The following is a 21,173-nucleotide window of genomic DNA, read 5'->3' as shown; positions in this document are numbered from 1 at the left end:
CAATAATGTCAATAGTCACTAAATTTAAGGCGCCATGCTGCGCAATATCAACGCCGACAGAAGGACCGCTGCCGATGAGGCAGTCTCAAGGTTATATTGTAATTGCACCGGACTGATATAAGGCTTCATGACCAGAAATATGGCATGCGCAGCTTCATCCAGCGGCGTTTTGCGTTCAAATTCTCCCGTCTGTCGTCCCTCGAGAATAATTTGCTGGATCAACTGATGCAGACGTTGTTCATAGGCAGTTGCCGAAGGCCATTGATCGCGAGAAGCGACGGCTGCGATATCGTAAATCTTGCGATCGTGGAAAAATAAATCGCCGCTTGCCTCGGTGATTGACTTGAATAATCTGCGTAATTTTTCTGAAGCAGTGGGGGCGTCGGCGATTGCGGCATTGACAATATCCATCACCATACCCAGCCGATTTTTACAGATCACCTCGCCAATGGCCTGTTTGGAATCGAAAAATTTGTATATGTATGCCTTGGAAAAACCGATGGCTTTAGCCAGGTCTGACACCGTTGTTTTCTCATAGCCAAAGTGTCCAAAGTGCTCGGTGGCAGCTTCCACGACCTGATCGCGAATGCTGTGGTCCAATGGCCCACGCGTCTGATGTGTATTCATATTTTTAATTATTTCTCTGGCTTGGCTCGATGAGCCCTGATTGATAGCATGTGACCAAATGGTAATATAGTCACGTATTGTCTACGACTCAAGGATCCCCTTATATTTCCCCCTGTACTCTTGTTTGTCAGTACAGGCCGATGGGCAGATTGCACAGTTAAAGCGGATTATCATTCCCGGGGACTCGTTAATCATTAGGGCTTTATCAATTGCCCGGCATCCTGACTGTGGCTAATGCGAAACGACACCCGCTGCGGATGATTAACGGATACCAGATATTCCACGGGCTGCTGAAAACGGTCGGCAATCACCCCGCGATAGACCAGTGCCGGACTATCTGGCGGCGCATTCAATAGCGCCTGTTCTTCTTCATTCATTATCGCCACCCGGATAGTCCCCTCGTCAGACACGCCAAAAATGCGATATTGCTCCGCCAGCAGACGATACAGTGAGCCGCTCTGTTCCAGCATCTCGGCAGTCAAATCCGGGATTAGGGCGCGCGGCAGGTAGCTGGTCTCCAGACAAAATGGCTCACCGTCGGCCAGGCGCAGGCGTTTGATCATCACCAAAGGATCACCGGCACTAATTTTAAGTAGCAGTGCCAGGCGAGAACTGGCTAGGGTGTCCTGAAAATAGATCAATCGGCTACCAGGCACCGCGCCATTAAGTTCGGTGATCTTGCTGATACCATGTTCAATTGTCTGAGTCAGTGGACGCTCAATGGTGGTATGGGTCAGCCAGGTGCCCTGATTCCCCCGCCGCTCAAGGACGCCACTGGCGATCAGCTCATCAATGATTTTGCGCAATGTCATTCTGCTAATACCCAGCAGGGACGAGAGATCGCGTTCTGCCGGAATTTGATCGCCATCGTTGAACTCTGGGGTGTTCAATAAATTCAGCAATGCTTGTCGGGCTTGCAAATAGGCTTTTCGCGGACGGCGCTTACCTTCAATCGGCTCACTCATGGTCTGTTTTATAGTCCGAAACTTACGCAAATAAAGACCGTAGTATAGCCAGCCAGCGCTTGATCTGTCACCGAAAATTCGCCGACTGCGGCGAAGAAATAACAAACACCAATCAGACCATGGCTACATAAGATATTATTATAGTTGAATAAAATATAAAAATGAGTTGCGAAGCTTTGACGGCAAGGGTATACCTTATGTGGTCTATTTTACGGTACACTTATTGGGAGTGAATGATGAAAAAAGCGCTTACCCTGTTATCCATCGGCCTGATTTTTGCTGGCCTTTCCTGTCAGGTATCGGCCCAGCAACAAATCCGTTTCGGCACCGATGCCACCTTTCCCCCTTTTGAGTCTAAAGCTGTTGATGGCACTCTGCAGGGCTTTGATATTGACCTCGGCAATGCCATCTGTGCTCAACTCAAGGCCAAATGTGTTTGGGTGGAGAATGGTTTTGATGGTCTGATCCCTGCCCTGCATGCCCGCAAGTTCGATGCCATTATCTCTTCGCTGTCGATTACTGATGAACGTAAAAAGGCCATCAACTTCTCCGATAAATTATTCAATACTCCGGCGTTTCTGGTCGCCAAAAAGGATAGCGGCCTTAAACCTACGCTCGACACCCTGCGTGGTAAACGCCTGGGCGTGCAACAAGGCTCGGTATTTGAAAGCTATGCGAAAAAATACTGGCAAAACCAGGGGGTCGAAGTGGTTTCCTACCCCAGTGCTGACGCGGTATATGCCGATTTGGTAGTAGGACGTCTGGACGCCACCCTCGATGATGCCACTGTGGTCAGCGAAGCGTTGCTGAACAAACCGCAGGGCAAGGATTTCGCCCTGATTGATCCGCAGGTTAAGGATGAAGCCATTTTTGGTCCCGGCACCGGCATTGGCGTTGCCAAGCAGGACGAGAAGTTACTGACGCAGCTTAATGGTGCCATCAAGGCAATACGCAGCGATGGCACCTATGACCGACTGGCAAAAAAATATTTTAATTTCAATGTGTATGGTGAGTGATTTATGAATACTGCGGCAATTATTTCGTCTCTGATCGAACAGCGTTTCCTGCCACAGGGTGGGCTACGCCAGGTATTTCTGGTGGCCTGCGGCGGCTCGCTGGTAGATATGTACCCGGCAAATTATTTCCTCAATAGTGAAGCCACCACCCTGCACAGCTATATGATGACCGCCAATGAGTTTGTTTATGCCGCACCAAAGACGCTGGGCAAGCAATCGCTGACCATTGTGTGTTCCCACGGTGGCGACACCCCAGAGTCGGTAGCAGCAGCAAAACTGGCGCAGAGCCGGGGCAGCGTCACTGTCACCTTGACCCACAATGAGCACGCCAGCCTGATCAATTTCTCTGACAGTAATCTGCTGTATGCCTGGGGAGAAGACAGTCAGGTAATTAATAATCCGATGGCGATAATCCTCAGCCTCTGTGTCGAAGCCCTGCAGCAGAGTGAAGGGTTTGCCGGCTATAGCGATTTCCTCACGGGAATGACGCAAATCGATGAGGTTATTGCCAAAGCACGCCGTCAGGTTCAGGCGCGCAGTGCTGCCTTTGCCGATCGTTATGCGCAGGAATCACTGTTTTATATCCTCTCCAGCGGTGCGTCCTACGGCCATGCCTACGGTTTTGCCATTTGTTCGCTTATGGAAATGCAGTGGCTTAACGCCGCATCCATCCATAGCGGCGAGTATTTTCACGGCCCGTTTGAAGTTACCGATGCCACTACGCCGTGGATCCTGATGATCAACGAAGGCCGCACCCGAGCGCTTGACGAACGTGCGCGCAGCTTTTTGCAGCAGTATGGCGAGAAGATCGAGATTGTCGATGCCCGGGAGCTGGGACTTGGCGTAGTACCAGCAAGCGTCGTAGAGTATTTTAACCCGGTACTGTTTTATAGCGTCATGTGTGAATACCGCGCCGCGCTGGCGCAGGTACGCCAGCATCCGCTGGAGACACGGCGATATATGGGCCAGGTTGCCTACTAAGGGATAACATAATGAAAGTACTCGGCCTTGGCGATAATGTGATAGACCGTTATACCCACACCGGTATCGGTTATCCAGGTGGAAACGCCCTTAACTTTAGCGTCTACGCCCGGTTGTTGTCGGCGAACGCCGCTTATCTCGGGGTGTTTGGCGACGATCGCGGTGCAGAGCATATTCGCCGTGTGCTACAAGCAAGAGGCGTGGATATCTCTCACTGCCTGGTGGTAGCGGGTGAAAATGGCCATGCCAGCCTGACCATTGAACAGGGAGAACGCCGATTTCTGGCATCGAACGCTGGCGGGATTCGTCAGACAACCTCCATGAATTTTGTGCTGGAGGATATCCCCTGGCTAAGGCAGTTTGCACTGATACATACCGGTGCCTATAGCTATGCCGATGATCTATTGCCAGCGCTTGATATATTGCCCGGCCGTTTATCTTATGATTTTTCAGATGATTTTGTTATCGAGCGGGCACTGCCGCTGTGTCGGCATCTGGATTACGGCTTTTTCTCCTGTGCAGAGCAAAGCCTCGAGGATACGCGTACGCTGCTGAAGGCGGCACAGCAGGCGGGCTGTCGACTGGCAATTGCCACCCGTGGTGCCGAGGGGGCGTTACTGTTCGACGGCAACCAATGGCTTAGCCAGTTGCCGGAGCTTATCACCCCGGTAGATACCCTGGGGGCCGGGGATGCGTTTATTACCGCTTTCCTGCTGGCTCATAGCCAGGGGCAAACGCTGGCCGCAAGCCTGGATCAGGGAAGCCGATTTGCTGCTCAGATCTGCTTGATGGAAGGCGCTTTTGGCGAAGGTATAAACTACTGATTTCCCTGCTGCCAGGATGTGAGTAAAGGGAAGCGATGACGAGAAAAAAGAGATAAAAAAAGCCCCGGCGAGATTGCCAGGGCTTTTAAGGAACTACAGACTTGATATTTAACATTAATCAACTTAGTAACATAACACTACACTTGATATTTCTTCAAAGATGTACTTTTCTCACAGGATATAGGTAACGCTATTTAAACATTTCCTCCGATAAATAATTGAACGAGATGGTAATCCTGTTTAATTCACTTAACCATTTCAAAAAATAATCTGGTTATGTGAGGTACATCACCCTCGCGATATATACTCTTTGATGCGTTGCCTTACTTTCGTCGCGATATTCTCGATTTCAAATTGTACACCCAAAATCGCGAACATTACTCTTCACAACAAGGCCTTACATCATCGCGTTTGTCCCAGCATGCGATTATAGATACTGACTACGTGGCCTTAAATCAGGGTCGAAAAGGGTAAACCCGATATCGACGATCCCAAACTAAAATATTACGTGGCCTGTATCGCACTGTATTTACTTCCGTACTGATAACTGATTTTACAGTTATTTTAATGACCGGGTTAAAGAACATTTTATTGCCGTTTGCGCCGGTGCTGAGTTCTAATCTACTCACTCTCAGCGCCGTGTCAACACTGTTTTTAATAACATGCTTTTATTACCAGTATTCCTGCCAGGGCTTTTAAACTGTCCGCTCACTTCCATCAGGGATAATAATAATATGCTGTGACCCCAGTCGCTATTCCGCATACTGGCAGAGAAACAGCAAATACTGTGAAAACAAGAGACTACAATATTTCTTCCCTTGTTTTCACCGCTACCTTCAATGCTCCAGACGTTGCGCGATCAGTCGTAATGCTTCAGCAATACTGTGTAAATCTTTTTCCTCATGAACTTTCGGCCCGGTTGAATGACGAATAACCAGCCGCGCCGGCAGTATCGAGGAGGATCGCTGCATCTCATTTTCACTGGCGCTCAATACGCGCCTGACCGCCTCTTTGCCCTGTAAATCCAGATCCAGAGAAACGGTGGTCAATGCCGGGGAGAAGAAGGCACTTTCATTGGTGTCATCGTAGCCAATAATGGACTTTTGTCCCGGCACGGTGATCTGGTTCTGATGGAAGGCGCTCAGCACCCCGAGGGCCATTTGATCGTTGCCCACCAGTAGCGCCGAGAAATTGGGCGTTTCACGCAGCATCTGCAAGACACCGGCATAGCCGCTCTTGGCATCCCACTCGCCGTGCACGGTATTCACCGGGTTAAGACCATAGTCACTCAGTGCTTCCAGCCAACTTTTCAGACGCAAATTGGCGGAAATGGAACGTTTGGGGCCGGGCAGCAAGGCGATATCGCGATGACCAAGCTCATACAGATACTTCACGCTGGCGCGGGTACCATCTGCCGGATTGAAAGAGACGTTGAACACCGAGCTGTAAGGGTCAACGTCGAGGAACAGGCAGGTAATATCATTGTTATCCGCAGCGATTTTTTCGGCGGCCGCGGTTTCCAGCGGAACGTTGATAATCACCTTTTCTACCCGCTGCGACTTCAGCTCATTAATCGAATCTTGTATGGCATAATTGACGTTCTCATCAATCATGGAAATCAGCACCTGATAATCTTCGGCATTGGCATAGCTTTTTACCGCGGCCGCCACCTGCGATGGAGCATGCAGAGCCAGGGAAATAGTCACCAGCCCCAGCGTCTTGCTCTCTTTGCCTACCAGTTGCTGGGCCAGGCGATTGGGTACATATCTTAACAGCTCAATAGACTGCTGCACCTTGCGGCGCGTGGTTTCCGATACACTTTCCGACTTGTTGAGTACGCGCGAAACCGTCTGGTACGACACCCCGGCATGACGGGCAACATCCTCTAACGTGGTGTTTCTGGACTTCATCTTAAGTTCTCTGCGTTTAATCCTGCTGCGATTGTAACAGGCAGCTTCAGGTCAACATAGTCCCCTTGCCAAAGACTAAGAAAATGGCACAAAAGTCATTCGTTCACATTACATCACATAGTGATCCCCTTCACTAAAAAGTATAAATCCCGTTGTTTTATTTGCAGTAACTCACAATAAATCGATAAACAAATTGTTTGTTTGTCACGTTTTGTCATTTTATAGCCTCCTAATGTGAACGTATTACAAATAAATATGGGGCATACATGAAGACTAAGCTACACACTCTGGCGCTGGCAATGGCGATGACCTCTCCTACCCTGTTCGCTGCTGATATTGATTCCGTTGATTTTCATGGCTATTTCCGTTCCGGCGTCGGTGTCTCCAGCGATGGTGCCTTGCAGGAGTATCAAAAAAATAAAGTCGGCCGCCTGGGCAATGAATCCGACACTTATGGCGAAATTGAGCTGGGTAGCCAGGTGTATAAAAAGGACGATGTCAGCTTCTACGTAGACAGCATGATCAGCATGGTGTCGGACGGTTCCAACGACAGTGAATCGACCGTCAACAATGACGCCCAGTTCGGCCTGCGTCAGCTTAACCTGCAGGTCAAAGGTCTGGTCCCGGGAGATCCTAATGCAGTGATTTGGGGCGGTAAACGTTACTACCAGCGCCACGATCTGCATATCATCGATACCAAATACTGGAATATCTCCGGTTCCGGTGCGGGGATTGAAAATGTCTCCTTCGGCCCCGGCGCAGTGTCTGTCGCCTGGATCCGTGGCGACAATAACGATATCGACTATCGGGTAGATAACGACAACAATCTGAATATCAACTACCTCGATGCTCGCTATGCCGGCTGGAAGCCGTGGACCGGTGCCTGGACCGAATTTGGTATTGACTACGCCATGCCTAATCCAACCAGCAAACAAAAAGAGTACGGCGGACTGTACAATGCCGAAAACGGTGTGATGCTGACCGGTGAAATCAGCCAGGATATGTGGAAAGGTTCCTCCAACAAGACGGTGTTGCAGTACGCCACCAAAGGGTTGGCGCAGAATATGATTTCCCAGGGCGGCGGCTGGTATGACGCCTGGCACAACACCGAAGAGGCCACCGGTTACCGCGTGATCAATACCGGGTTGATCCCAATCACCGAAAAATTCTCTCTTAACCATGTGCTGACATGGGGTTCGGCCGATAAGATCACCCAGGATACCGACAAAAGTCGCCTGCTTTCTCTGGTGGGGCGCGCGCAGTATCAGTTCACCAATTATGTTCGTGGTATTGGTGAAGTCGGCGGTTTCTACCAAAAAGATGATAACCGTGATGGCAGCCACTATAAACAAGGCGGCGAAAAGTACACCGTTGCCCTGGCGCTGGCTGATGGCCCGGCATTTATGTCTCGTCCTGAGTTGCGCGTATTTGCCTCCTATCTCAATGACAGCGAAAACGGTAAATCCTTTAAGGACAATACCGCCAATAACACCTGGAACTTTGGTGTGCAGGTAGAAGCCTGGTGGTAATAATATTTACGCTTAAAGGTTTCTTATTTACTTAAACAGATATACTTTCTAAAAGCTCATTACCCTATTTATGATTAATCTGTGTCGCTAGTAAATTTTATTGACGTAGGTTATTAATCCCTCATCAAGATTAATAATGCTCTCCGGCTATTGTCGTCAATGGATAACCACCTCTCGGTGGTTATCCATTTTTTTATTGGTCTTTATTTACCGAAAAACGAGCAGCCAGCAGTTCACGCAAATTATCTGACTGTTTGCCAAATATAGCATGTACCTCCTGACCAATAATAATCACCCCCAGCGCGCCAGCTTTCTGTAAGCCTTCTGAATCAATACGGGCGAGATCCTTTACCGTCACCCGCAGACGGGTAATGCAGGCATCCATATGAACAATATTATCCCGACCGCCAAAACAGGTCAGCAGATTGGCTAAATATTGACTATCGACATTATTATCTTTTTCCGGTTTTGCTGGCTGGGTAAAATAGTGAATAAAAGATTTTAGACTGACCATAAGCCATTCCTTACAGGTTTAACAATGAGAAAAAAATACCCGTTCAATTGAACAGGTATTGGTGGGATAAATCAGACCAACCGGCGGGAGAGTACCCGGCAACCCCAGGGGGGCAGCCTAAGGTCACCACCAAGCGGTTCCCCGGCGACCATATCCTGATAAGCCACAGGTAGATGCAGGGTTTTCGCTTTTTCACTGTAGTTCTGCACAACGATAAACTCGCTTTCGCCATCGCTGCGCCGTTGCGCGGTAACTCCCGGTGGGAAATCGGTCGCTATCGCCCGCGGCAAGGCAAGATCCGCCGCAATACGCAGGAAAAAGTCTCGCTGGAAGGCGATATTATTACGTGAAGCGATATACCAGGCTTTACCCTGACCGAAGGCATTGACCGTGACCGCTGGATGTCCGGCATAGAAATCATCGCCATACACTGCCAGCGCCGTAGCCCCCTCCAGATTAACCAGCTCGCAAAGGTGGTGAGCCTGATAAGCCCCCTGTAATCCCAGAGCATTACCGGGCAATCCGCGCACGGTGTTAGTTTCATTGTCAGTCAGACAGTCAATCTCTTCAGCCCAGATACCCAGCAGCGGCCGCAGCGGCCCGGGAAATCCGCCAAGATGACAAAGGTCACTTTCATTAACAATGCCGCTCCAGTAAGTGGCAACAAATTGACCGCCCTGGCTGACAAACGCCTCGGCTTTTTCGGCAAAGCCCTGACGCACCATATACAGCATGGGCGCAATCACTAGTTTATAGCGGCTAAGATCGCAGTTGGCATTGATAATATCGACCGCGATCCCCTGTTCCCAGAACGGACGATAGTGTTCAGCCACGGTTTTTTCGTAATACAGACCGCTATTTCTTGGCCCTTGTGCATCGTCCATCGCCCAGCGGTTTTCCCAGTCGAAAATAATGGCTACCTGCGCCTCGACCCGGCTACCGGCCAGCGGTGCCATGGCCGCCAGCATACGCCCCAGTTCGCTAACCTCTTTACCCACGCGGGTATCAAGACGCCCGGAGTGATCGATCACCGCGCCGTGGAATTTTTCTACCGAGCCACGGCTTTTGCGCCACTGGAAGTATTGCACCGCATCAGCCCCATGAGCCACTGCCTGCAGCGAGGACAAAATATGCATTCCCGGTTTTTTCAGTTTACTGGTCGGCTGCCAGTTAGTGACGCTCGGGCTGGATTCCATCAGCACAAAGGGTTTGCCCTGCTTGAGGGTACGCATCAGATCATGGTACATGGCAGTGTAGCAGGCCAGTTCGGTTTCATCCTTGGCGTTATGCCACATCGGGTAGCTGTCCCAGGAGATAAAATCAATCACCTGCGCCATCTGCCAATAATCGTAGTCGTAGAAGTATTCCATAAAGTTGGTGGTAGCCGGCAACTGCGGATTGACAGCCTTGAGTGGTGCGATTTCCTGTGCACAAAAATCCGTGGCCTGGGCGGTACAAAAACGCCGCCAGTCGAGATTTAAGCCATGAATGGAGACTTCCCCTTGCGGTGCCGGGGACTCGATCTGCGACCAGTCGCTGTAGGTGTGGCTCCAGAACGTACTCCACCAGGCAGCATTAAGCTGATCCAGCGTCTGATAACGCTGCTGTAGCCAGTGGCGAAACTGTTGCTGGCACAGCTCGCAATGGCAATCTCCGCTGTATTCATTGGAAATATGCCAGCCAATGACTGCCGGATGATGGCTGTAACGCTGCGCCAGTTGCTGATTAATAGCCTGCACTTTCCTACGGTAAAGCGGCGAAGAGAGGCAATGGTTATGCCGTCCTCCGTGCAGTGCTTTCACCCGGTCACGGCCGACGCGCAGCACTTCAGGATAGCGTTGTGACATCCACGCTGGTCGTGCCCCGCTGGGGGTCGCCAGAAAAACGTGGATACCCTGCGCATACAGGTTATCAAGCACCTCATCCAGCCACTGAAATTGATAGTTTCCCTCTTCCGGCTCCAGCATTGCCCAACTGAAAATACCCACCGACATAACATTGCAGTGGGCCTGTTTCATCAGCGGAATATCTTGTTCAATCACCCCCGGAATATTTATCCACTGTTCGGGATTATAATCCGCTCCATGCAGCAGGCCATGAACCTTTGCACTTAAAGGAGGAAATTTATTCATTACTAATTCCTTAAAGATTAACAACAGAAATCATATATGACGTATGGCATGGGTTAATTAAACATTTTGAGCGAAGGCAGCGCTTTACCCTTGCAGTCAAATAGCGCCTGATTTTCGCGGGCATTACCCTGCTTACCAGATTCCCCGATATATTTCATGCCCGCAGGTGTCGCCCAACCTGCTCCGGTTACTGCAATCCAGGTAGGTTCCCAATAAAATAATCCTTTGCCGCGTTTATTTGGCACATTAATAACACTTTGCATAATATCGTGAAGATAGTCAGCCTGCCCTTGTACGCTGCCGGGATACCCGCCCTCTTTGGCTTCTTTTGCCGTAAAGCTATTTTCCAGATCGTCGCAATTTTCCAGGGAATAACCGTAAGCAGCTTCTACCACAATGACATCTTTATTATAACGTTGGCTGATGTCATCCATATTGCTTTGTAGCGCCGAGATTGGACCATCCCAATAGGTGTACATCGACAGGCCAATAATATCGAACGGCACATTACGCCGGGTAATTTCATCGAACCACCAGCGAGAGGTATCATTCTTGGTGCCTTTGGCCAGGTGCAGCATAATTTTGACCTGCGACGGCGAGTCGAGATTTTCTCGTAGACCGGCAATCGCCGCGTTCAGCAATCCCGCCAGACGATCGAATTCACCGCCGCCCTGTCCCCAGCTTTTGCCTTCCGGCCACAAAATACCGCTATTTATTTCATTACCAATTTGCACCATATCCGGCAATACGCCCTGCTGTTTAAAGGTGGCAATGGTGTCACGGGTATAGTCGTGAATGGCTTTTTTCAGTTGCTCATTGTTTAGCTTGGCCCAGGCTTTTGGCTTAACCTGTTTACCGGGGTCGGTCCAAAAATCACTGTAATGAAAGTCGAGTAACAGCTTCATCCCCTGAGCTTTGACGCGTTTGGCCAGGGCCAGAGTGGTGGCGAGATCGTTATTACCGGCGCCATAAGGATTGCCGGCGCTGTCTTTGGGATCGACCCACAGGCGCAGACGCACATAGTTGACCCCGTCGTGTTTGAGGATAACCAGCGGATCCTGCCTGACATTGTGCTCGTCATAAAATACGCCACCGTGTTTTTCAACGTCGGTCAGTGTGGAGATATCGACGCCCTTAATAAAGTCGGCGGGCTGATTCACCAACGGTTTGATAATCACCGAGGCGGCCATGGCGGTGGAACAACTGATAGCCAGCGCCAGACTCAGGCTCAAAAATGCGGGTTGAAACGTTTTCATCACATTATCCTTTCGTGCTGCCAGAGGTCAGGCCGGAGACAAAATACTTCTGCAAGGCCAGATATAAAATCGCTACCGGGACGGCAATCAACACCGCGCCCGCCGCATAGAGGGTGTAACTGGCGCCCATTTTCTGCGAGACCAGGTTGTACAAGCCGATCGGCAGGGTGTACTGGTCCGGGGTGCGTAAAATCGTGCTGGAGAGAATAAAATCCCCCAACGGCCCGGTGAAAGAGAACAGCGCGACCACCGCCAGGATCGGCTTGGAAAGCGGCATAATGATCTCGATAAAGATACGAAAGTTACTGGCCCCATCCATCCGCGCCGACTCATCCAGATCCTTGGGGATAGCATCGAGATAGCCTTTCATCAGATAGGTATTCATCGGGATCATTCCGCCGACGTAAATCAGCACCAGGGCCAGATGGCTGTTAATCAGTCCCAACAACTGCGAGAGCACAAAAATGGCAATCAGCGCGGAGAACTGCGGGATCATCTGCAATAACAGAAACAACATCAGGCCATTCTGCCGCCCGCGAAAACGGAAGCGGGAAAAGGCATAGGCGGTAAAACTGACGCTGATCAGTGTCAGGACCATGGTCATAAAGCTGATTTTCATCGAATTCCAGTACCAGGTCAGATAATTGACCTGACCATTGAACAAATCTGCGTAGTGCTGAAATGACAGATTTTCGGGAATAATCGAGCTACTGAGCAAACTATTGCCGGCATTGAGTGACGCGCCTATGGTCCACACCAGCGGATAGATAATGATTGCCGAAACAGTAAGGATCACCAGCCAGGAGAGCGATAACCGCACCCATTTCTCTTGCTTGATACTTTTTGAGGTTGCCATGCGGTTCTCCTTAAGCCATCTCATCATTTTTAAATGACTTCGTGGCGCGGAATTGCCACAGCGCGATACCCACCACAAAAATCGACAACAAAATCGTGATGGTGGCGGCAATAGCGTACTGCGAGGAAGACATCGTCAGTTTATAAATCCATGACACCAGAATATCGGTGCCTCCCGCATTTGACCCGGCCACCGCAGGTCCGCCGTTGTTAAATAGATAGATAATGTTGAAGTTATTAAAGTTGAAGGTGTATTGGGTAATGATGATCGGCGCAATGGAGTAAAGCACCAGCGGCAACGTAATAGTGCGCAGCTTGGTCAGACTACTGGCACCGTCCATGGTGGCGGCCTCGTAGAGATCGTCGGGAATGGCCTGCAACACGCCGGTGGTCATGGCAAAGACAAACGGAAAACCCAGCCAGGTCTGCATCAGGATCAGCGCCGTTTTGGTCCAGAAGGGATCGGTCAGCCACGCCTTGGGAGCAATGCCAAAAAAGGCCAAAATCGAGTTATTGATCACCCCAAAGGAGTCGTTGAACATCCCGGCAAACACCAGAATGGTGACAAAACCCGGCACCGCCCATGGCAGAATAAAAATGGTACGGATCATCGCCTTAAAGCGTAAATCTTTCTGATTGACCAGAATGGCCAGCATTACCCCTACCGTGCATTGCAGCGTGGTAGCCAGTAGTGTCCAGACCACGGTCCATTGCAGGACATCGAGGAAGGTTGAGCGCCAGATCGACAAGGTAAAAATATTGACGAAGTTTTTCAGGCCAACCCAATCAACCAGCTTGGCCGGCGGTGTGTGATAGAGGTTGTAGTTGGTAAAGGCGATGGAAAAACCAAACAGGATCGGAAAAATCACCACAAACACCAGCAGGATAAAACCCGGGGTGATCATCAGATAGGGAAAGCCCTCACTGAGCAGCATTTGGTACTGACGGCGCACGCTGTTCAGTTCCCTGCCCTCATCGCGTTTTTTGCCGTTTACCCAGGCGTCATGCAGTGATAAGCCGTAAATTCCCAGCCCAAAAGCAATAACCAACAGGCTGATAATCCCTTCAGCCAACAGAAAGATCGAGTTATCCCGTGGGACGGCTTCACCGAGGGTATATAACCCCCACATCCCTTCGCTGAGAAAATCATGAAATATGCCGATAAAACTGCTAAGTAATAGCAGAAAGATCAGGCCCTTGGCCCATTGCCGGTGATAGAACTGGCCGCAGCCGGGTATCAGCGCCAGCAATAGCCCAGTCATGGCATGGCGACGGCTCACCTTGTCGGCGACAAAATTTTCACTGGGAGTGATAATCACAGAGTGTTCCTTGTGTTAACGGGAGGAACCCCTCCCGTTCAGCTGAGATGAGCCAGGTTTTACTGGTTGCTGGCCTTCATCGCTTCGACTTGCATTTTGATCTGCTTCACCGCCTCTTTCAGCGCGACCTCAGGCTGTTGCTTTCCGGTCATGCTCAGCTCCAGAGCGGCATTGGCTGGTCCCCAGACCTCCTGCATTTCAGGAACGCCTGGCATGGCGTTGGCAAAATTGGCCTGGACGGCAACGGCGCTGGCTTTCTCGTCATTCTTGATCAGCGGATCGTCAATCATCGCCAGCAGCGGGGGAATTTCATTGGTGACCTGGTAACGGGTTTTGACATATTGCGGCTGGTTAATGAATTCAATAAATTTCTGCGCCAGTACCTTGTCTTTGCTCCAGGTTGACAACACGTAGCCTTTTACACCGAGGAATGAATTCATCGGCTTGCCATTGGCCAGTTTAGGCAGCGGCGCGACACCATAATTAATGCCTGCTTCAGCATAGGGTTTAAAGGCCCAGGGACCGTTGATTACCGCCGCGACTTTTTTCTCGGTAAACAGGGAGTCAATGGCATTCAACCCGCTGTCGCCGATAATCCCCGCTGGAAACAGGCCGTCGTGATAAAATTTCTTCAGCTCATTCACCGCAGCAATACTGCCTGGCGTCGCCAGACCAATATCCAGGGTGTTCAGCGCTCCTTTATCATCTTTGCCGAAGATATAACTGCCCATTGCGGCCATCACACCCCAGCTGTAATAAATCTGATCGAACTTCGCCAGCAGGCCGTATTTATTCTCCGCACGCATTTTTTTGGAGAAGTCGTAATAGTCGGTTAAGGTAGCCAGCGGTTTTGGCAGCAGATCCTTGTTATAAATCAGCACCAGCGTTTCAACGGCTTTTGGCAAGCCATACAGCTGGTTATTCATGGTGAAAGCGTTGATGGATGGCCGGGTAAACAGGTCAATTTTTGCCTGGTCCACCTTCATCGGTGCCAGCAACCCCTGAACCACCGCAGCCCCCAGTTGATCGTTGGGGATCACTAACACATCAGGACCAATACCCGCCGGTCCATCCAGTCGAAGTTTCTCTATCTGCTGGGCAAAAGGCATCTCCTGCACGGTGATCTTGACGTCATTTTGCTTTTCGAAATCACTGATTGCCTGTTTGATACCATCAGACTTTTTAATGTCTTCCCAGATCGTCAGCTGCTGACCGGCCGCAGCTGACGCAAAACCAGAATATTGACCGGCGGCCAGTGCGACCAATACCAAAGCGGTGATTTTATTGGTTTTCATTTCCTGCCTCATGTGAAGGTATTACATTTGTTGGTTTCGCCATCGGATTTTTTAAAATAAACCAGAGTCTAGATCCTTCTGCACAAAGCCATATCCTGAAGAGTCCTTCTTCGCCCTGTTTTGTTATACGTTACCTCCAGGTGGCTGATAACACTATGCGAATATCGCTATTATGTGATCATGATTGCAGAAATGAAAAGCGGAGATATAGCCAGGAATCATGCGCAGTTATAGTCATAGCACGCTTTTTCATTGACCACGTTGGCTTGCCCTATGGTTGTTATACGTATTACATACAAGTTGAATTACACGTTTAGACACCGACTGATATGGCCAATCACTGACAATTTTTCGAGGAACCCTAAATGGCCAGCATAAGACTCAATAACGTCACCAAGCATTTTGGTAAAACCGTGACCCTCAACAGCATCAATCTGCAGATCAATGACGGTGAGTTTGCGGTATTTGTCGGTCCCTCCGGCTGCGGTAAATCCACCTTGTTACGGATGATTGCCGGGCTGGAAGAGGTAACAGAAGGGGATATTCTGATTGATGAAGAACGGGTGAATGATGTCGCCCCGGCGCACCGTGGTGTGGCGATGGTGTTTCAGTCCTATGCGCTCTATCCGCATATGACCGTGGCAGAAAATATGGGCTACGGACTGAAAGTGAACGGTATGCCGAAAGCCGAGGTCCGTCATCAGGTGGAAATGGTGGCCAAAACCCTGCAGCTTTCCCATTTGCTGGACAGAAAACCGAAAGAGCTTTCCGGCGGGCAACGCCAGCGCACGGCGATTGGCCGCGCCATCGTGCGCGATCCGCGGGTATTTATGTTTGATGAACCGCTGTCTAACCTCGATGCCGAGTTGCGCGTCGAAATGCGTTTGCATATCGCCAAATTGCACCACGAACTAAAAACTACCATGGTGTATGTCACCCATGATCAAGTTGAAGCCATGACCCTAGCCGACAAAATTGTGGTGATGAACTATGGCAAGGTGGAACAAGTCGGTTCCCCGATGGCACTGTATTACAACCCGATAAACCGTTTTGTCGCAGGTTTTATTGGTTCACCGAAAATGAATTTCCTGCCGGTTACCGTGGTCAGTTGGGCAGAAGAGTTGCTGACCGTCAGCATTGGCAACAATCAAACGCTGTCGTTGGCGCTAAAAACCCTGCCGGTAGCCCCCGGTGAAATAGTTACCCTGGGTATTCGTCCGGAACATCTGTCGACGCTGAGTGATTCGCCCCTGCGTCTGGAGTTTCAATGCGAGGTAGTTGAGCGTTTGGGCAACAGCACCTATTTATTCGGCCAATGCCATGGCCATGATGGCTTCAAAATGCTGTTGCCGGGGGATGCACATTTCCAGCCCTATCAGAAATTGCAGCCAGGATTTGATGCCAGCCAATGCATGGTATTCAATGCCGATGGCCTGCGGATCAGCGCCGAGATCGCCGTGCCCCACCCCTGAAGCAGATTAAACAGCAGAATCATGACGCACACCACACTTGCAGGCGTGCGTCAATGACCTGGATAGGGTATAGTGCGCTTTTTATGAAGGTAGCATGCTGACCAACTCCTCCATTCGTCTCAATAAATACATCAGTGAGAGTGGTATCTGTTCTCGTCGCGATGCCGATCGTTACATAGAACAAGGAAACGCTTTTATTAACGGCAAACGGGTGGGCGTTGGCGCTCAGGTGTTTGCCGGAGATGTGGTAAAAGTTAACGGCCAGCTTATCGAGCCACGTGACGCAGAAAATCTGGTGTTAATTGCGCTGAATAAGCCGGTTGGCATCATCAGTACCACGGAAAATACCGAACAAGACAATATCGTTGATTTTGTTAACCATAGTCGACGCGTGTTCCCTGTCGGGCGTTTGGATAAAGACTCGCAGGGACTCATTTTCCTCACCAATCACGGCGATTTGGTCAACAAGATCCTGCGCGCCGGCAATGATCACGAAAAAGAGTACCTGGTGACCGTCAATAAGCCGGTAACCGACGAGTTTATTGCTGGCATGCGTGCCGGTGTGCCGATGATGGGCACGGTAACTAAAAAATGCAAAGTAGAGAAAGACGCCACCTTTGTCTTCCGTATTACCCTGGTACAAGGGCTTAATCGTCAGATCCGCCGCATGTGCAAACACTTTGGCTATGAAGTCACCAAGCTTGAGCGTACCCGTATCATGAACATCAACCTCAAAGGGCTGCCACCAGGCGAATGGCGAGATTTGACCGACGAGGAACTAAAGGTGTTGTTCAAACTGGTTGAAAACTCATCTTCCGACGAAAAACCGGCAAAAAAAGCGCAGGCCAAGCCGGTAGCAATCAAAAAGGTGAGTATCAGCCCCCCCAAAAGTGCCGAAAAAACCGATAATAACGCCGCCTCCCGCAAGCGTTTTGCCCAACCCGGACGTAAGAAAAAGGGGCGTTAAGCGTCTCTTATCCTCGTAGCCCCTCCTCTATACAGGCTGTGTTTCGCCCTTCCAACCCCCTTTATCGGGGGTAAGATGCGATTGCCAATTATTTACATAATATTATTGCGCAGGTTTATCCATAAATATCACAAATTAGCTAATAACCGATTTATTATAAATATTGCCGGGTGTGTCTCCGGTGATTTTTAAGTTAGGTAAATTTATGCTATTGATAAACTTATATCTCCTGCCAAATTATTTAAATCTCTAATATCTTGCCCATATGCCAATAGCAAGCCTGGCACACCACTAAAGTGGCATACCCGTTTTATTTATGGAGTAAATCACATTTCTCAAGTGATTCTTATGCAAGAAATAATAACAGGTGTTATTTCACTCTCCTTAATGCCAATTTTTTTAATTACCAAACTAACTAAGATCTTGCTTTTCTTTAAAAGTCTATAAATTAATCATACAGTTAACTGCCTTCGATAAAATAACCGAGATTTGCCACCAGAATTGTCTTAAACAACTAAAGATAAAGATTTATGAACCGATAACAAAGAAGAGGAAAAATCTCATCCACAACAATACCTCGCCTCCTGACTGACCGGCGGACACTTTGTCATGGTCTGTTATATAGCGATCTTTAGGCATGCGCCACACGAGGTTCAAGAATATGAATTTTTTGCGCAATATTAAAATAAGAACAGCACTAGTACTCATTCTCATCTTTTTCTCACTTCTCTGGGCAGCGGCTTCAGGTTTTGCTCTGTACTCGCTTAAAGAATTAAAAATGGAACTGGCTGTCAGTAATGTTCAGCAAAGAAATGGCGACATTATTAATGGTGCCAACGCACAATATTACCGCGCAATCACTGCGCTTGAGCGCGCCGTGGCCGGAGCCGATAAAGGCAATACTGACGTTTACAATCTCGAAATGCAGGCGACAGCAGCCGAATTGGCCAGCCTGAAACAGGGACTGATGGACTTTAAAGCCATTGACCACGGGAAATTAGATACTGCCATTACGGATGAAATCTATAACAGTTCATTCAGCCTGTTCAATAGCGCCATGCTGCCATTATTTGATGCAGCAAAAGATAAAAAATTCAGTGATTTCCAGCAAATTAAAACTGATAAATATCTGCAGCTAAGACGCGATTTCAGCACCGCTATTGATAAATACAATGCCAAAATTGCGACGTTGAATGGCCAGGCAACCGACAGAATCGGCCTGTGGGTGCAGTGGTGTCAGTATATTCTTATCTGGGCATTGTTTGTCAGTGTGGTGATCATTCTGGCGGGCGATCGTTATCTGGTTAATTTCCTGGTTAAGCCTTCTAATATTTTGAAAGGTCATCTTGAATCCCTGGCAGCAGGCGTACTGGACAATAATATCCTTGATCAAGGGAGAAACTGTCTCGGTCAATTGGTTCCTTACATCAACAAGATGCAAGGGAACTGGGCACAGACGGTGCAGGATATTCGAACCAGTGCAGATGCGATTTACCAGGGGTCCACCGAGATTTCAATCGGTAATACCGACCTCTCCTCACGCACTGAAGAACAAGCCTCGGCGCTGGAAGAAACCGCCGCCAGCATGGAGCAACTTGGTTCCACGGTTAAACAGAATGCGGATAATGCTGGACAGGCCAGTACCTTGGCAAGTCAGGCGACGAAAGAAGCCAATAGCGGTGGCGATATCGTCAGTGGCGTGATCGCGACCATGACTAAAATCAGTGGCAGTTCGCATAAAATTGTCGATATCATTAGCGTGATCAACAGCATTGCCTTTCAAACCAATATCCTTGCGTTGAACGCTGCCGTTGAAGCCGCTCGCGCCGGAGAACAAGGCCGTGGGTTTGCCGTGGTCGCCAGCGAAGTGCGCAGCCTGGCACAGCGTAGTGCGCAAGCCGCGAAAGAGATTGGTGTGCTGATTAATGAGTCGGTTGACAATATAAAATCAGGTTCCGAGCAGGTCACCCATGCCGGTGAGGCAATGAGCAAAATTGTCACCTCGGTCACCCATGTTAATGACATTATGAGTGAGATCGCCTCAGCCTCGACTGAACAAAGCAAAGGCATCAGCCAGATTGGGGCCGCAGTCGTACAAATGGACAGTGTGACCCAGCAAAACTCGGCGTTAGTACAGGCATCGGCGTCGGCCGCCGCCTCGCTTGAAGAGCAGGCTCGTCAGCTGACCGAGATTGTTTCAATATTTAAAATTGGCCAGTCAAGTAACCGCTCTGAAGTGCTGGCGCTTAAAAGGCCTGCTCCGCGAGCAAAAACCAAGGTATTAGCCATTGAGGAAGGTGGCTGGTCGAAGTTTTAAGCGCCAATAAAGCACTTTAAATTGCAGGATTATGTTTCGATAATCCTGCAGCAGCAGTGACAGATATCTTCAATCTGCCACTGCTTCATTTAGCTGATAACTAAACTTGATAGAAATCAAGCAGGGATTGGACATAGATACAGTGTAAAGGTATTTATATTGCGCTCTGACTTTTAACGACTAAAAAAATAAACACCGTGACTAATATCCGAGTAATAGATTTTTTAAAAAGAATGTTTTGTTAACAACGCCTTTTTATACGCCTACACCAGGGCATTTCTAAAAAACATCTTATTTTTCTAAAACAGTGTTAACGCTGACGCTTTGCAGTTACTTTTCCAATAGCACAGAGACACCACAATCTGTTGCGAGACTTTTACGCGGCCAGTCAGCCCCCGCCTGCATCGCCGGAAACCGAGAAGGTTAAAGATTTAGCGTACTGGTAATACCGTGACTCCTGCCAGCTATACTCCTGTCCCCAGCAACATCGGTACTTGCGGGTTTGCCTGTGGCTGCTCATATCCGCCCACTTCCCTCATAATGATTAGTCCTCGCTAATGATAATTACTGCTATTACTGCAAAAACTTAAAAAATGATTAAACACAGCAACCTGAGTGACCGTAAACAAAATCACTATTACCAGGCTAATTTTCTGACTATATTTATTGAACATTAAATGGCCATCATGTTTTTTTGTTTTCTTACTTATTTATATCTGCGAAATTAGAAATCCCTTCAAGAATTTCAGCTTATTTACATCACAAGGGAGTATTGAAGTATCGTGCAGACAATAAAATTTGGGATAAGTATCGTTATAAAATTTAAAATCTTTCGTGGATCACATATTCAAGCGATTTAATTGAAGGAATTAAAAGTGCTACCTATACTTATTTTCAGGGTGTATTAGCAACATCCTGTCCCTGATGATAAATAATTTGTGCTATTTAACCCGCCAGCTGGCGGGTTTTTTTTTATTTTTGGGGCGGGGCTTAAAAGGTAATTGGCTGTGAGGAGAGAGTTTCGGTTTTAATTGCAAAATTGCTTTTAAGGTTTAGGTCAAGGTCAACTTCAAGGGCATTCGCTGCGCTCACTGGGCGGCGGCCCAGACCGCCCAAAGGAGGCGAAGGCGCGCCTCCTTTGGAATCCTGCGCCTTGTCCAAATTGATAAGTGTCGTGCCCTCGGTTCGAGTTCT

Annotated in this window: 17 protein-coding genes; 7 read left to right on the top strand and 10 right to left on the bottom strand. The window is 49.0% G+C overall.

What is annotated here, in order from left to right:
* Nucleotides 1-24: 24 nt before the first annotated feature.
* Both GW590_RS13780 and GW590_RS13775 read right to left on the bottom strand, forming a co-directional pair.
* The gene (locus GW590_RS13780) at nucleotides 25-627 is read right to left on the bottom strand and encodes a TetR/AcrR family transcriptional regulator (protein ID WP_211186778.1); all 603 of its coding nucleotides are present in this window, start codon (nucleotides 625-627) and stop codon (nucleotides 25-27) included.
* A gap of 194 nt (nucleotides 628-821) precedes the next feature.
* Entirely contained in the window at nucleotides 822-1,592 is a 771-nt protein-coding gene (locus tag GW590_RS13775) for a GntR family transcriptional regulator (protein WP_169403630.1), read from the bottom strand.
* A 236-nt stretch (nucleotides 1,593-1,828) separates the two neighbouring features.
* Here GW590_RS13775 and GW590_RS13770 point away from each other — a divergent pair, with 236 nt between their 5' ends.
* The 3 genes from GW590_RS13770 to GW590_RS13760 are packed head-to-tail and all read left to right on the top strand — an operon-like array spanning nucleotide 1,829 to nucleotide 4,413.
* A complete protein-coding gene (locus GW590_RS13770; protein ID WP_169403886.1) occupies nucleotides 1,829-2,608 on the top strand; it encodes an ABC transporter substrate-binding protein in 780 nt (259 codons plus the stop codon).
* A 3-nt stretch (nucleotides 2,609-2,611) separates the two neighbouring features.
* Nucleotides 2,612-3,589, top strand: a complete 978-nt coding sequence (locus tag GW590_RS13765; protein WP_169403629.1) for an SIS domain-containing protein — start codon at nucleotides 2,612-2,614, stop codon at nucleotides 3,587-3,589.
* Nucleotides 3,590-3,600: 11 nt separating this feature from the next.
* Entirely contained in the window at nucleotides 3,601-4,413 is an 813-nt protein-coding gene (locus GW590_RS13760) for a PfkB family carbohydrate kinase (protein ID WP_169403628.1), read from the top strand.
* A gap of 836 nt (nucleotides 4,414-5,249) precedes the next feature.
* Here the strand turns inward: GW590_RS13760 and GW590_RS13755 are convergent.
* Nucleotides 5,250-6,323 carry a LacI family DNA-binding transcriptional regulator gene (locus GW590_RS13755; RefSeq protein ID WP_169403627.1) on the bottom strand — a complete coding sequence of 358 codons (1,074 nt, stop codon included), beginning with the start codon at nucleotides 6,321-6,323 and terminating at the stop codon, nucleotides 5,250-5,252.
* 266 nt (nucleotides 6,324-6,589) lie between these two features.
* Here GW590_RS13755 and GW590_RS13750 point away from each other — a divergent pair, with 266 nt between their 5' ends.
* Nucleotides 6,590-7,852 (top strand): maltoporin, encoded by a 1,263-nt coding sequence (locus tag GW590_RS13750; RefSeq protein WP_169403626.1) that lies wholly within the window; start codon nucleotides 6,590-6,592, stop codon nucleotides 7,850-7,852.
* Nucleotides 7,853-8,045: 193 nt separating this feature from the next.
* Here the strand turns inward: GW590_RS13750 and GW590_RS13745 are convergent, their stop codons facing one another.
* The 6 genes from GW590_RS13745 to GW590_RS13720 all read right to left on the bottom strand — a co-directional run bounded on the left by GW590_RS13745 (nucleotide 8,046) and on the right by GW590_RS13720 (nucleotide 15,223).
* Nucleotides 8,046-8,366 (bottom strand): PTS transporter subunit EIIB, encoded by a 321-nt coding sequence (locus GW590_RS13745; protein WP_169403625.1) that lies wholly within the window; start codon nucleotides 8,364-8,366, stop codon nucleotides 8,046-8,048.
* Between the two features lie 71 nt (nucleotides 8,367-8,437).
* Nucleotides 8,438-10,498, bottom strand: a complete 2,061-nt coding sequence (locus GW590_RS13740) for a beta-galactosidase (RefSeq protein WP_169403624.1) — start codon at nucleotides 10,496-10,498, stop codon at nucleotides 8,438-8,440.
* Nucleotides 10,499-10,551: 53 nt separating this feature from the next.
* The gene (locus GW590_RS13735; protein ID WP_169403623.1) at nucleotides 10,552-11,754 is read right to left on the bottom strand and encodes a glycoside hydrolase family 53 protein; all 1,203 of its coding nucleotides are present in this window, start codon (nucleotides 11,752-11,754) and stop codon (nucleotides 10,552-10,554) included.
* A gap of 4 nt (nucleotides 11,755-11,758) precedes the next feature.
* Nucleotides 11,759-12,610, bottom strand: a complete 852-nt coding sequence (locus tag GW590_RS13730; RefSeq protein ID WP_169403622.1) for a sugar ABC transporter permease — start codon at nucleotides 12,608-12,610, stop codon at nucleotides 11,759-11,761.
* Between the two features lie 10 nt (nucleotides 12,611-12,620).
* Nucleotides 12,621-13,928 carry a carbohydrate ABC transporter permease gene (locus GW590_RS13725; protein ID WP_408014938.1) on the bottom strand — a complete coding sequence of 436 codons (1,308 nt, stop codon included), beginning with the start codon at nucleotides 13,926-13,928 and terminating at the stop codon, nucleotides 12,621-12,623.
* A gap of 59 nt (nucleotides 13,929-13,987) precedes the next feature.
* Nucleotides 13,988-15,223, bottom strand: coding sequence for an extracellular solute-binding protein (locus GW590_RS13720; protein ID WP_169403621.1), 1,236 nt, complete (start codon nucleotides 15,221-15,223; stop codon nucleotides 13,988-13,990).
* A gap of 365 nt (nucleotides 15,224-15,588) precedes the next feature.
* Between GW590_RS13720 and GW590_RS13715 the strand changes: the two genes are divergently transcribed.
* The 3 genes from GW590_RS13715 to GW590_RS13705 all read left to right on the top strand — a co-directional run bounded on the left by GW590_RS13715 (nucleotide 15,589) and on the right by GW590_RS13705 (nucleotide 19,979).
* Nucleotides 15,589-16,695, top strand: a complete 1,107-nt coding sequence (locus GW590_RS13715) for an ABC transporter ATP-binding protein (RefSeq protein WP_169403620.1) — start codon at nucleotides 15,589-15,591, stop codon at nucleotides 16,693-16,695.
* A 94-nt stretch (nucleotides 16,696-16,789) separates the two neighbouring features.
* Nucleotides 16,790-17,662 carry a 23S rRNA pseudouridine(2604) synthase RluF gene (gene rluF / locus GW590_RS13710; protein WP_169403619.1) on the top strand — a complete coding sequence of 291 codons (873 nt, stop codon included), beginning with the start codon at nucleotides 16,790-16,792 and terminating at the stop codon, nucleotides 17,660-17,662.
* A gap of 661 nt (nucleotides 17,663-18,323) precedes the next feature.
* Nucleotides 18,324-19,979, top strand: coding sequence for a methyl-accepting chemotaxis protein (locus GW590_RS13705; protein ID WP_169403618.1), 1,656 nt, complete (start codon nucleotides 18,324-18,326; stop codon nucleotides 19,977-19,979).
* A gap of 990 nt (nucleotides 19,980-20,969) precedes the next feature.
* Here GW590_RS13705 and GW590_RS24205 read toward each other — a convergent pair.
* On the bottom strand, nucleotides 20,970-21,173 hold a 204-nt coding region (locus GW590_RS24205), incomplete at its 5' end, for a hypothetical protein (protein ID WP_211186777.1).

Origin of the sequence: Rouxiella aceris (assembly GCF_012933545.1) — a bacterium.
Lineage (GTDB): Bacteria > Pseudomonadota > Gammaproteobacteria > Enterobacterales > Enterobacteriaceae > Rouxiella > Rouxiella aceris.
Note: the sequence above shows the minus strand (reverse complement) of the source record. Positions and strands in the feature narration are given on the sequence as shown.